The following is a 13,490-nucleotide window of genomic DNA, read 5'->3' as shown; positions in this document are numbered from 1 at the left end:
TCTCAGGATAAACACTATATACTACTAACTAAATTTTATAGACAATAAGGAGTTTAAAAAATGCGCGATTTAACAAAAGGAAGTCCAGCTAAACTAATCTTAATGTTCACCGTTCCTTTACTTATTGGTAATGTCTTTCAGCAATTTTACAACATGGTCGACATGATCATCGTTGGTCAAACATTAGGGAAAAATGCGCTGGCTGCTGTTGGTGCAACCGGAAGCTTGACCTTTTTAATCCTTGGCTTCGCTCAAGGTCTTACTGCTGGATTAGCGATCATTACAGCTCAGCGTTATGGTGCAAAAGATTATCGTGGTCTTAAGAAAAGTTTTGCTGCAAGTGTTGTTATCAGTTTGGTTGTCACTATTGCATTAACCGTCCTTAGTTTAGTATTTATTCGTCCGATGCTGCAATTGATGCAAACGCCCGTTGAGATTATTGACCAAGCACAAACGTTCATTTCAATCATCTTACTAGGGATTTTCGCATCTATGAGTTTTAACTTGCTTTCAAATGTTATTCGCGCGCTTGGAGATAGCCGGACACCACTTTTCTTTTTGATTATTGCAGTGGTTGTCAACGTTGTGCTTGATTTGATTTTCATCATTTCTTTTGGAATGGGTGTCGAAGGCGCAGCAATTGCAACGGTTATTGCCCAAGTTTGCTCAAGCCTACTATGTTTAGTTTATATCAAGAAAAAAATTCCTTTGTTGCAATTACGTAAAAAAGATTTTCACTTTGATAAAGAAGAGATTCGTGTTCATTTGAACGCTGCTCTTCCAATGGCTTTTCAATCATCCATCATCGCCATTGGCGCCATCGTCCTTCAAGCTGCGTTGAACAGTTTAGGAACAGATGTCGTAGCCGCTCAAGCAGCAGCCAGCAGAATTGACCAATTTGCTAACCAACCAATGATGTCCTTTGGGATTGCTATTGCAACATTTACTGCTCAAAATTATGGTGCAAAAGAATATGGTCGAATTTTAAAAGGTGTTAAGCAAACACTTATGATGAGTATTGGCTTTAGTATTGTTGCAGGTGCGATCGTGATTTTCTTCGGTCATTCACTTATGCAGTTGTTTGTTTCACCGACAGAAACTCGTGTCTTTGAATTAGCTCAAACTTACTTCAACATCAATGGTTCCTTATATTGGATCTTAGCGATTTTATTTATCTTACGTTACACACTACAAGGACTTGGTCAAAGTAAGATTCCGACACTCGCAGGAATGATGGAATTAGTCATGCGTTCATTTGCAGCAATCATTTTAACTGGTTTACTTGGTTATACGGGTGCTGCAGCTGCTTCACCACTTGCTTGGGCAGGATCTGTCGCTGTTCTACTATACTCTTACTTGCGTTCAATGAAACAACTTAAATCTTTCGAGAATGAACAACAATACGCTATGGATGATCCTGAAATCCAATACAATAGTATCCAATAAAAGAAAAAAAGACATTTCTCTCATCGATCAGATAAGCAGAAATGTCTTTTTTATTAGCAATTTACATGATGTTCCGTTCAAAAAACGAAGGAGTCTGGTTAGATGATTTTAGCGATCAATTATTATATATGATCATTTTTACGAGTATTTTCATCCGTATCTTCTACTCGAACGTCTCCTTTTGTATCAATATCCAACTCTTCACGACTTACTTCTTCCGTCACTTGTTTCATATCTTCATGCTCTTTTTTGTGAATACCTACCTCTTCACGTACTACTGTATGTTTATTGACATCAATTTGTTCCTCTTTAAGAGGAATTGTAATCGTTTCGTCTTCCAAAGAATCATCTGAAATATTATCGCTTGCTTCAGCATTTACTGGTTTTCTTTCGATAACGATTTCTTCACGCTTCACAGGGACTTCCACTGTTTTAGTATCATTAACAACGTGTTTATGGATATCAACTTCCCCAGTTGTCACGTCATGGGTATTGACATCTAACTGTTCTTCTTTGAGTTGAATATTTTCATTATTTGTATTTAGTGTATCCGTTGGATCGGGCATATTTTGAGTCCGATCGTTTTCAACAACTGCTTCATTTGGCGCTTTGTAATCTTTAACCGTAATCACTATTTTCCCAGCGGCAATATCCTCTTTGCATGAATACAATGGATCATCGTTAACAGAATCATCCGCTTTTTCTGTATACGAATCTTCCTCATAGGTGTTAGAAGTGAACGTATCTTTGATCCGTTCCCATAGCGAGCGTTCTTCATGCGTGCCTTCAACCTCATCCACATTCGTTTCTACATCAATTCCTGATAAACCAGAAAAACCAAAATTTTGAGCAGCATCTTTTGTCGTATAGATAATGATATCGTCTCGATCGTATCCTTCATCACGCAATTGTTCGATCACTGATAAAGCTTCTTCCCTCGTACTGTAACTACCAATAACTGTTAGATTTCTTTCATTCATGTGAATCCCTCCTGTTAATAGTATGTCTGTATTTAGTGATTCCGCTTACAGATCTATTCTATCGGATATTTTTTTTTAGAACAAATATATGGTTTACAAAGTAAAAAAGATGCCAATCCATTCAGCTAAGTCGAATGGATTGGCATCAGTTCTATCGTTTAAAATCTTATGATCAAGAGATCCGTCCACCAAAATGAGTAGGAAGCTTCCGACTAAGGGACAAAAAGAAAGTGTAAACATCGGTTTATTCGTTTTTGGTAGTGGTTAGAATGTTTTGTCTTACTTCTCTCATTTTTTTTGATCGTGAAATGTAGGATTTTGTTTATCCCAGATTCTTCATTCTGTTTTATTCGAATCGATACTGTTTTCTGCTATTTCTTGTTTTTTGATTTTAAAATAGTCCACATGTGTATGGTTATATTCTAACACCGTAAATTGAAAAGAATCAATTTGGATCACTGTACCTGTCTTGATGTTTTTTTCATGGTTCGACATAAATCCAGATAGTGTGATAAAAGTAGACTCTTCAAATTCAGGGATCGTAACGTGGAAATAACGACCAAAATCATCTAACGTCAATTTTCCTGAAACAATATAGCTCCCATCTGCTTGTTTCGCTATCAATGCTTCATCCAAATCCGTTTCATCCCGAATTTCCCCCACGATTTCTTCTAAAATATCTTCAATCGTCACTAAACCACTCGTTCCTCCGTACTCATCTTTTAAAATAGCAATATGCTTTCCTTTTTTACGCATGATCGTCAACAGTTTTTTGATGGGAATCATTTCCGAAGTAACGATTGGTTCTTCCACCAACTCATCCACTGTTAATTGATCGTCTTTAAACGACTGCTTAATCAAATCTGGTAAAGTAACATAACCAAGGACGTGATCCTTTGACCCAGAAATAACGGGGTAGCGGGTATGACCTCTTTGAATAGAAGCTTGAATCGCATCTTTCACTGTCTCACCAGCTTCAAAAACCTGCATAGAGGTACGATCCACTTGGATATCTTTTGCCAACGTATCATCAAATTCAAAGACATTTTCTAAATAATAGTACTCTTCTTTCGTCAACTCTCCTTTTTCATAAGAATTCATAGCCACTAACGTCAATTCTTCTTGAGATAATGTCTCTTCTCCTTCTGAAACTAATTTCACGCCTAATACTTTTCCTAAAGCCGCAGCAGAATGATTTAACACCCAAATAAAAGGAAACATTGCTTTATAAAAATAATGCAACGGACGTACAACAAATAAGACCACTTGCTCTGTATTCACGATACTATAACTTTTAGGTAAAAGTTCTCCGATCACCACATCGATATATGTCACCAAGATAAACCCTAATGCGACAGAAATCGTTCCGCTCAATGCTGAGCTAAACGGCAATCGACCGATCCAAGGCTCTAGTAACGCCGCCACTGAGCCTTCGCCAACCCAACCAATGATCAACCCAGTCAAGGTAATTCCTAATTGACTAGCCGACAAGTAGTTATCTAAATGATGCGTGACATGTAATGCTAATTTGGCATTCTTTACATTTTCTCTTTCTAATTGTTCTAAGCGTGAACGTCTGATTTTAACTAATGCAAATTCACTAGCTACAAAAAAAGAAGTCACCGCAATCATCAAAAATAATATGGCAAAATTAAGTACCATAACTTCCCACCTCTCTTCTCTCCCCTATTGTACCTCTTTTCGAAAAATAATTTAAATCAACGATCCACGATCACATCGGAGGTTGAGACAAAAGTGTTTAGCATCAAGAAATAAGAAGAAATTTCCGAAAATTGACAAGAAACACAAATACTTGTTTTTGATGTTGATTGTTACCTACTCGGTGCTTCTCAAATTTTTGGTAAATTTCGGCATATTTCCGAAGATGCTGCTTTTGTCTCACCGTGAACAAGAGGTCGTGAAAAGAGTGTTTTGACCTGAGCGTTAAGGATGGAAATCTCGAAACAGCTCCCCATGTTTTGAGATTTTTTGACTTATCGCCGAAGGTCAGCTCTTTGAACACCGTTTATTCGTTTTCAGAGATACTAGAAGAGACTGAGACAAGTTTTGTCCCAGTCTCATCTTGAACAACAAAACTCTTTTAACTTAGCAAGCTTTGTCAAGCTTTTATCCAAAACTAAAATTTCATATAGCCGAAAAAAGAAGACTCTTTGTCTGATCGATTCCTTTACAATAGTTCTAGTAAAAAAATCAAAAGGAGATTATCTTATGCCCCTTAGTCAAGTTCTGAAAGAACACAAATTAATGAAAGTATCAGAAAATAGTATTCACTTGTGGAATCGAATGTTGAAAATTCACGGCTTAAGCCAAACCTTAGCCTATTTAACTACATTTAATTATGAAACTGAAAGTATCAAAAATATTATAAACAACCTTCATTTGCCAGCAGGAACAGATAAAGAACAGATTGAAACCTTGTTAAATGTTCTGGGCAAAACGGTGGTGGAATCAGGTTTTTCATCTGATCAGGAGTTACTAACCACAATTGACCAGTGGAACGCAATGCTTAAACTAAACGGTGCTGATGAAACCTTCGCTTTTCTAGCTACCTGTAACTATAATGATTCAATGATCAAATTTATCATAGCAAATCTTTACTTACCAGAAACGATAAATCCAGTCATTGAATCAGATAAAATCATTACGGCAGAGCGATCAACTATCACTTCAGATTTTCAATCCAACCAAGAACTACTAAATACGATTGACCAGTGGAACACGAGGTGTAAAGAACGTGGCCCAAACGAATGCTTAGCATCTTTGTCTAAATTAAACTATAAAGCCAGAAGTATTAAATTTATTATGGCTAACCTCCAGTTACCAAAAACAATGGACCGATTAGCCAACACACAAAAAATAGTTGAAGCAAACAAAATGAATATAATATCGAATTTCAATCAAAAAATAAAAATAATCGCAAAAAAAAAAAAAACGTTACACAGCCTAAACCACATCATTAATAACCTTGAATTACCAAAGTTGGATGCTGAAATACTAAGAAAAAAAATCATTCTAAAAACTCAAAAAGTAATCGAAATTGGTGTTAAAAAACACCTCGCTAAGATGAATTTCGCATATAAAAAGACGCAAACCCAAGTTTACATAAAGCAAATGCAACAAGAACCAAATGAAATTGGCATCTACCTAGGAAAATCTCACCTAAAAGATTTAAAAAGAAAAGCAATCAATAGTATTTCAAATAAACATCTAAGCGAGCCTAAAAAAGCTAAACTCTCTTTGCAACGCTAAATAGCCCAAAAACAATGGGAGAAACATTCCAAGAAATGTCTCTCCCATTGAATACTTTATTCGCTAAAGTTTAATTTTTCCGTTCTTTTAACCACGTTTTTCTTGTTACACCAATTAGTAACGGTACTGTTTCATGCTTTACTTCACTATACTCTAAACCAAACCAAGTTTCTGGCGTGGTCGCAATTTTTTTAATTGCAAGTTTTGCTTGCATGATTTGTCGTTCCCATTTGCTGAGAGTCGTCACATTTGAGATCACTTCATCAATCAAGATAAATTGGAAATCACCGACTTCTCTTCCCGGAGTTAGCGAGTAAGTCTGCGGTTGTTTTGGTAATCTTCCTTGTTTCATCAAATCATGAATGATTTGACGAACATAGACATTGATTTCTTGTTGTACTCTGAATCCTAAGAAGAGATTCACTTGTACGACAAAATCAGTATCCATCATATCGATTTGGTATTCTTTCGTATAAGGTTCATCCGTCACTTCCACATGTACGAACCAATATACACGTGCTCTTTTTGGTCGTTTGTCCAGAATCGAGTAGACAAATTGTCTACCAACTTTTCCTTCGGCCATATCTGGTACTAAGAACACCACATTAGTTTGATAAAGTGGCAATGAGTGATCATCTCTTAATTCCGCTAATTGTGGAATGTAATCTTTTAATGCCACATCTTCCGCAGCAGACTCACGGATGATATTTCCTTGTTCCCAAATAAACATGACAGCTAAAATAATGATCGCCATCAACACCGCAACAAACCCTCCGTGGAAAAACTTCACGATACTTGAGATGAAAAAGATGATCTCGATCGCACCAAAAAAGAAAGACACAATCCAGGCGAACCATTTGGAATAGTTGCTTTGGATCAAATAGAAATAAAGAAGTACCGTCGTCATCAACATCGTGACAGTAATTGAAAGTCCATAGGCTGCTTCCATATGATGTGATGTTCGGAAAGTAACCACGATCAACGAACAAGCCAACCATAAAATCAAATTAACCGCGGGAATATACATCTGACCGATACTGTTTCCTGGGTACATGATTTTCAAGCGTGGTAAGAGTTTTAACTTAATCGCCTCTGATACCAATGTAAATGATCCAGTAATCAAAGCCTGTGAAGCAATGACCGCAGCGATCGTAGCAAACCCAACGCCAATAATCAACCAACCTTGAGGTAACATTTGGAAAAATGGATTGAGATTATTGATTTGTTGCACCTCTTGATTTTGATAAATATTCAGTAACCAAGCCGCTTGTCCGAAGTAATTCAATACTAAGCAAAGTTTAACGTAAGGCCAACTTAAACGGATATTTAATTTCCCCACATGCCCCAAGTCAGAATACAATGCTTCCGCCCCTGTCGTAGCCAGAAAGATGTTTCCTAAAATAAAGAGACCTAATCGATTGTCTGGACTAAAAAGTAGGCGAATCGCGTAGTAGGGGTTCAACGCTCGGATCACCGTCCAGTCTTGGCTGAAATTTATTAAACCCATCACACCTAAAAAAGTAAACCATAAAAACATGATCGGACCAAACGCTTTTCCTACTATCTCGGTACCGAATCGTTGAACCATAAATAATACGAAAATGATGACTAATGTAATAATAACAATAATATTTTGATTGTTACCGAATCGATCAAAAAATTGTGGGATACCTCTTAACCCCTCGATTGCTGTCGTGACAGTCACCGCTGGGGTCAATACTCCATCAGCAAGTAGAGCAGCTCCACCGATCATTGCTGGTACGATCAAGTATTTACTCCCTTTCCTGACTAGTGTATATAAAGAAAAAATCCCACCCTCACCGTGGTTATCGGCATTTAACGCAATCACCACATACTTGATTGTGGTAAGTAATGTTAGTGTCCAAAAAATCAATGACACCGAACCAAGGACAAATTCAGGATTGATACCTCGTAGTCCTCCGTTATCTTCTACGATGGCCTTCATTACATATAGTGGACTCGTTCCAATATCTCCGTAAACTACACCCATCGCAACTAATAGACCAGCCATTGAAATTTTTTTAGTGTTGTGTTTTGTTGTCAATTGTCCCCCTCTTTTCTACTTTCGTTCACTATCGTATTTTCTTCACAAATCATTGATCTTTTATTTCATGTGATTTACTTAACTAGAGACCCCTACGAAGTGTCAAATCATTATACAAGATTTCATTTAGTAATGTCGACGGATATAGTCTGCTAAAAATGAATACACACCGAGACAAAAAAGAGCTCCTAGCAATGAAGGGATGAGGTAGAATCCTTTGATCGAGGGACCTAATTCACCAAGAACAAATTCTCCTAACCAACTTCCTAAAAAGCCGATCACTACATTTCCAGTGACACCGCCAGGTACATCCTCATTTAAGATCAATCCAGCGAACAGACCTAAAACGCCACCAACGATCAAAGTCAGAAAAAAATAAAGCATCTCGTTCCCTCCTTAAAAAATACACCTTTATTTTACGTTATTTTGAAAATTAGACCAAAGATTATGAATAGCTTTTATCCAAGTAAACTTTCCAGAGGGATTTTAGCTATAAAAAGAAGGAGTAAGACATTGTCTCACTCCTTCTTTTTCAATGTAGCAAAAACAAGTATTTTTCACTGGCGTAGGCATTTCACCCTTCAGATTACTCTTTTTGCTATTTTATCGCTTAAACGATTATTTTGTCTCTTTTTCAGAACCATCTTCTGTTAACATCGCTTTTCTAGAAAGATTTACGCGACCTTGTTTGTCAATCTCAGTTACTTTGACAAGGACTTCATCACCCAATTTGACTACATCTTCTACTTTATTGACACGGTCATTTGAAAGTTGAGAGATGTGAACCAATCCGTCTTTTCCTTTGATCAAGTTAACGAAAGCACCAAATTTTTCAATACGAACTACTTTTCCTAGATAAACCTCACCGACTTTTACTTCTTTGGTTAAGTCTTCAATGATCTTGATTGCTTTTTGGATCATTTCTTTATCAGATGAAGCAATACTTACTTTACCATCTTGATCGATATCGATTTTCACACCAGTTTCTTCAATGATACCATTGATTGTGTCGCCACCTTTACCGATCACATCTTTGATCTTCGCAGGGTCGATTTGGATCATTTCGATTTTCGGTGCATATGGGCTTAATTCTTCACGAGGTGCTGCAATCGTTGAAGTCAATTCTTCTAAGATTTCCATACGTGCTTGTTTTGCTTGGGCTAGCGCTTCTTTTAGGATTTGTTCCGTAATCCCTTGGATCTTAATATCCATTTGTAGAGCAGTTATCCCGTCTTTAGTTCCAGCCACTTTAAAGTCCATATCTCCCAGATGGTCTTCTAATCCTTGGATATCTGTTAAAATCGTATAGTTTTCGCCATCTGAAACAAGTCCCATTGCAATCCCTGCAACTGGTGCTTTGATTGGTACACCGGCATCCATCAATGCTAATGTCCCAGCACAGATACTTGCTTGTGAAGAAGAACCATTCGATTCTAAAACTTCTGCCACTAAACGGATTGTATAAGGGAAATCTTCTTCTGAAGGAATCACTTGTGCTAGCGCACGTTCACCTAAAGCACCATGTCCGATTTCACGACGACCAGGTGATCCCGCACGCCCTGTTGAACCAACAGAAAATTGTGGGAAGTTGTAATGGTGGATGAATCGTTTGCTAACTTCTACTCCCAGTCCATCAATAATTTGGTGTTCACCTAGTGGCGCAAGCGTACAAGCAGATAATGCTTGAGTTTGTCCTCGAGTAAACAAACCTGAACCATGAACCCGTGGCAACAAGCTTACTTCTGAAGCTAGTGGACGGATTTCGTCCAATTTACGCCCATCAGGACGAATCTTGTCGATCGTGATCAATTCACGAACTACATCTTTTTCTAAGTCCTCAGTAATTTGTTTTACTTCTTTTAGTAATTGATCTTCCTCTTCATGCCCGATAAATTTTTCGGCATAAGCTTCACGAATATCGATTTTTACTTGTTCGATATTGTCTTCACGAGCTAGTTTTTCTTCTGTCATAACAGCCGTTTTCATCGTAGCATAAGAAGCATCAAAGATTTCTTTTTTCAAATCTGCATCTACTTGTAACAAAGAAACTTCCATTTTCTCTTTGCCGACAGCTTGGACGATTTCTTCTTGGAAAGCAACTAATTCTTTGATTGCATCAAAACCAAATAGTAATGCTCCAAGCATATCTTCTTCAGAAACTTCTTTCGCACCACTTTCAACCATGTTGATTGCTTGTTTTGTACCTGCAACACTTAGTTCAATATCTGTTTGTTCCGCTTGTTCAACTGTTGGATTCAAGACATATTCGCCATTCACACGGCCGACTTCGACACCAGCAATTGGTCCATCAAATGGAATATCTGAAATTGATAATGCTAAAGAAGAACCTAGCATTGCAGCCATCGCAGGTGAACAATCTGTTTCAACACTCATCACGATGTTGGTTACTTGAACTTCGTTACGGAAGCCATCCGCAAACATTGGGCGGATCGGACGGTCGATCAAGCGAGCCGTTAAAGTTGCTTCTGTACTTGGACGACCTTCACGCTTGATAAATCCTCCAGGAATTTTACCGGCAGCATACATCTTTTCTTCATAGTTGATCGTCAACGGGAAGAAGTCAGTATCTTTTGCTTCTTTTGAAGCAACTGCCGCACTTAAAACTACAGTATCTCCATAGCGAACTAAAACTGCTCCGTTCGCTTGTTTTGCTAATTGACCGACTTCGATTTGTAAGGGACGGCCTCCCCATGTCGTTTTGAATATTTGTTTTTCTGACATAATTACTCCTTTTCTTTCTCGTGAAAGCAAGACGCTACTAAACAAATGAAAACCGCCAAACGTCGCTTATCCAGCTTTCATTTGGTTAGTAGGAGTCTATCATGCTTTTTTCGAGAATGGTTGTATTAGGTATTACAGTAAAAAAAGTGAGATTCATTTGAACCCCACTCTTTTTGTCAAAATTAACGGCGTAGACCTAAGCGTTTGATCAATTCGCGGTAACGTTGTACATCAGTCTTACGTAGGTAAGCTAACAAGTTACGACGGTGACCAACTTTTTTCATTAGGCCACGGTATGAATGATGATCTTTTTTATGCATACGTGCATGTTCATTCAAGTGGTTGATTTCTTCCGTTAATACAGCGATTTGTACTTCTGGAGAACCAGTATCCCCTTCATGGAGTGCATAGTCTTTGATGATTTCATTTTTACGTTCTTTTGAAATTGCCATTTCTTTCACCTCTTTCGATTATTCCCCTGTGACTGAGTAAAACGTTGGTGATTCGCTTAACCAAGTAACAGGCGATATGCCTTACGCATACAGCTATACTTTACCTGAATCTGCGGGAGAAATCAAGTGAAGAATCATTAAGAAAATTTAGTTTTTAAACAAACTTTCTCCTACTTTTTAAATTTTATGTTAAACTATAATGCGAAAATAGACGTATAACTGTCTAAAAAGAAAGGGGTACATATTCCATGATCACAATGGATAATATCATCCGTGAAGGAAATCCTACTTTGCGGGAAGTAGCTGAAGAAGTTGCTCTCCCATTAAGCAAAGAAAATATCGACCTAGGAAAAGAAATGCTCGAATTCCTGAAAAATAGCCAAGATCCAATCAAAGCGGAAGAATTAAACTTACGTGGAGGGGTTGGTTTAGCTGCTCCTCAACTAGATATTTCTAAACGCATCATTGCTGTACACGTGCCAAGCCCTGATCCAGAAGTAACAGAACCCACGCTAAGTACGGTAATGTATAATCCAAAAATCCTTAGTCACTCAGTTCAAGATGCTTGCCTTGGCGAAGGAGAAGGCTGTTTATCTGTTGACCGAGAAGTACCTGGCTACGTAGTCCGCCACGCTAAGATCACGGTTTCTTATACAGATATGAATGGCGAGAAACATAAAATCCGCTTGAAAAATTATGAAGCAATCGTTGTCCAACACGAAATTGATCATATCAACGGCGTGATGTTCTACGACCATATCAACGAAAAGAATCCATTTGCCCTTAAAGAAGGCGTATTGGTGATTGAATAAAAATGATTGAAAGTTGTATTTCAATCTAAATGACTCGTAAGAAATTGAACTAAAAAGCAACATCTTCGGAAATCGCTACTCATTTTTTCGAAGATGTTGCTTTTTGACGTGGGGAGCCCCACTCCTTTTTTATATTACTAAGAATCAGCGATGTGTTCGTTGTCCATTAAACTGGTTTCTGTCTTTACTATGTCTATTTTCTCCCAACTTTTCTTCTTGTCGTTCAAGTTTACCTCCCGCTCTAGTTGTGCCTTCTACTATCTTTTTCTGCCCTAGATTCTCTGGAGATGGGCTTAACGTCAGATTCTTTTCCAACTCCAATAGGTCTATCTTGTTTGTTTTTGCCCAACGTTTTATTTCACCAATCATTTCCATCCATTTGTCTAACTGTTGTTCTCCGTTCTGTTGCGCATAGCATTGATTCTCTCGCTGAGCACGAAGTTGCTGAGTCAAGATTTTTAATTGATCTTTGCGTTCTCCTATTAGCTCATTTTTTTGCATTAATTGATTTTTAGTAATTTCTGTCTCTAATTCAGAATTTGATACTTTTAATTTATTGATCCCAACTTTAATTTTTTCAATTTGACCTTCTATTTTTTTTAATATATGTACTATTTCTGGAGTAGTTTTGCATTTTATATTTTCAATTATTGTTTCTGCTTCAGATCGTAACGCAAGATCTTTCTCGCATCTTTTTCTAGCCATCAAATTAAAGAGCGTGGCATTATTACTCGGCAATTGTTTTATTTTATCCTCAACTGTATTTTTATCATATAGATAAGGTTGTATCAGAACAGCCTGCGACTTGTATATTTCCACCACGAAACTTTTCCACTTCTCTAATTCTTTTTTTGCAGAATCTAGGTCCCGCCAGTCAAATTCAGAAGAGTTTAATTCGATTTCTTGTAGTTTTGTTTGTATTTTAACTATTCGTTCTGCCACTGCTTTTAAAAATGCATTTATTTCTGAAACAGGTCGCTTATTCACCTCATCTTGTAATTTATCTGCTTGTGCTCTAAATTCTAGATCCTCTTGACAAATGGTAAGGTTCTTTTTTAAGAGAGCCTTTGTACGCCCACTTCTATCGAAATCCGATCCCCAGTTTTCATCGAACCAACTGATCGTTTGTTCAACGGTGCTTTGTTCGTATAAAAAGGGGAATTCTATTATATTTCTTTTCCGCTTTTCCAACATTTCAATACTCTTTAATTCAGATAGCAACTTTATTGTACCCCTTCCAAAAACTAGCTTGTTGTTCCAGTACTTTATCTCCAGAATTCTTTGTCTTTCATTCAATGATTCGCCGTTCTGCTATATTTGCATATTCAGCAAGCTTTTCTTTCGATAGATAACTAATATCTTTCTGTGCATAATTTTTCATAGACAAGCGTTGAGATTGTTCTTTTATTAGCTTAGATTGAGCATCCTCCGATTTATTTAGGAGGCTTATTTCAGTCTGATTTTTATTTGAACATGCATTGAATGTTGCTATTCGTAAGTTAGCTTGCTTTAAATTTACGCTAATTTCATCATCCAAAAAGCGAATCACGTTTCCAAACTGATAAATCCATCCTATCATGCGCTTCAACTCCTATATTTTATTTATGTCACGAATACTTCTGTAAAAAAGTAGAATCAAAAAATAAATTCAGCTGCAAAACTTCCTATTGTCCCATTTTACTTAAAAAATGAAACTAGTTTCTTCCTTCTTTTTCCCAAAAAT

11 protein-coding genes are annotated in these 13,490 nt (G+C 37.2%); 3 read left to right on the top strand and 8 right to left on the bottom strand.

What is annotated here, in order from left to right; all coding sequences use genetic code 11:
• The first annotated feature begins 60 nt into the window (after positions 1-60).
• Positions 61-1,446, top strand: a complete 1,386-nt coding sequence (locus AB3H90_RS07710) for an MATE family efflux transporter (protein ID WP_010736852.1) — start codon at positions 61-63, stop codon at positions 1,444-1,446.
• 122 nt (positions 1,447-1,568) lie between these two features.
• Here the strand turns inward: AB3H90_RS07710 and AB3H90_RS07705 are convergent, their stop codons facing one another.
• Complete coding sequence (locus tag AB3H90_RS07705; RefSeq protein WP_368016501.1) at positions 1,569-2,426, bottom strand: DUF2382 domain-containing protein; 858 nt, start codon at positions 2,424-2,426, stop codon at positions 1,569-1,571.
• 336 nt (positions 2,427-2,762) lie between these two features.
• Positions 2,763-4,088 carry a hemolysin family protein gene (locus AB3H90_RS07700; RefSeq protein WP_088775177.1) on the bottom strand — a complete coding sequence of 442 codons (1,326 nt, stop codon included), beginning with the start codon at positions 4,086-4,088 and terminating at the stop codon, positions 2,763-2,765.
• A gap of 567 nt (positions 4,089-4,655) precedes the next feature.
• On the opposite strand from AB3H90_RS07700, the gene AB3H90_RS07695 reads away from it, so the two are divergent.
• The gene (locus AB3H90_RS07695; protein ID WP_128427396.1) at positions 4,656-5,696 is read left to right on the top strand and encodes a hypothetical protein; all 1,041 of its coding nucleotides are present in this window, start codon (positions 4,656-4,658) and stop codon (positions 5,694-5,696) included.
• A gap of 70 nt (positions 5,697-5,766) precedes the next feature.
• Here the strand turns inward: AB3H90_RS07695 and AB3H90_RS07690 are convergent, their stop codons facing one another.
• From AB3H90_RS07690 to rpsO, 4 genes are all read right to left on the bottom strand, one after another.
• On the bottom strand, positions 5,767-7,761 hold the full coding sequence (locus AB3H90_RS07690; protein WP_368016500.1) for a KUP/HAK/KT family potassium transporter: 1,995 nt from the start codon (positions 7,759-7,761) through the stop codon (positions 5,767-5,769).
• A gap of 126 nt (positions 7,762-7,887) precedes the next feature.
• Positions 7,888-8,145: a GlsB/YeaQ/YmgE family stress response membrane protein gene (locus tag AB3H90_RS07685; RefSeq protein WP_010720351.1), complete on the bottom strand. Its 258-nt coding sequence runs from the start codon at positions 8,143-8,145 to the stop codon at positions 7,888-7,890.
• Positions 8,146-8,379: 234 nt separating this feature from the next.
• Complete coding sequence (pnp, locus tag AB3H90_RS07680) at positions 8,380-10,503, bottom strand: polyribonucleotide nucleotidyltransferase (protein WP_063626433.1); 2,124 nt, start codon at positions 10,501-10,503, stop codon at positions 8,380-8,382.
• Positions 10,504-10,685: 182 nt separating this feature from the next.
• Positions 10,686-10,955 carry a 30S ribosomal protein S15 gene (rpsO, locus tag AB3H90_RS07675; protein ID WP_368016499.1) on the bottom strand — a complete coding sequence of 90 codons (270 nt, stop codon included), beginning with the start codon at positions 10,953-10,955 and terminating at the stop codon, positions 10,686-10,688.
• 248 nt (positions 10,956-11,203) lie between these two features.
• Here rpsO and def point away from each other — a divergent pair, with 248 nt between their 5' ends.
• Positions 11,204-11,767, top strand: coding sequence for a peptide deformylase (def, locus tag AB3H90_RS07670; protein WP_010720354.1), 564 nt, complete (start codon positions 11,204-11,206; stop codon positions 11,765-11,767).
• A 144-nt stretch (positions 11,768-11,911) separates the two neighbouring features.
• On the opposite strand, the gene AB3H90_RS07665 is transcribed toward def, so the two are convergent.
• Positions 11,912-13,063, bottom strand: coding sequence for a hypothetical protein (locus AB3H90_RS07665; RefSeq protein WP_368016498.1), 1,152 nt, complete (start codon positions 13,061-13,063; stop codon positions 11,912-11,914).
• A complete protein-coding gene (locus AB3H90_RS07660) occupies positions 13,056-13,346 on the bottom strand; it encodes a hypothetical protein (RefSeq protein ID WP_256991329.1) in 291 nt (96 codons plus the stop codon). The genes AB3H90_RS07665 and AB3H90_RS07660 overlap by 8 nt, the downstream gene beginning before the upstream one ends.
• Positions 13,347-13,490 lie beyond the last annotated feature (144 nt).

This window comes from Enterococcus sp. C63, from assembly GCF_040887215.1.
Lineage (GTDB): Bacteria > Bacillota > Bacilli > Lactobacillales > Enterococcaceae > Enterococcus_B > Enterococcus_B hirae.
The sequence above is the reverse complement of the archived record's forward strand: the minus strand, read 5'-3'. Positions and strand labels throughout refer to the sequence as shown.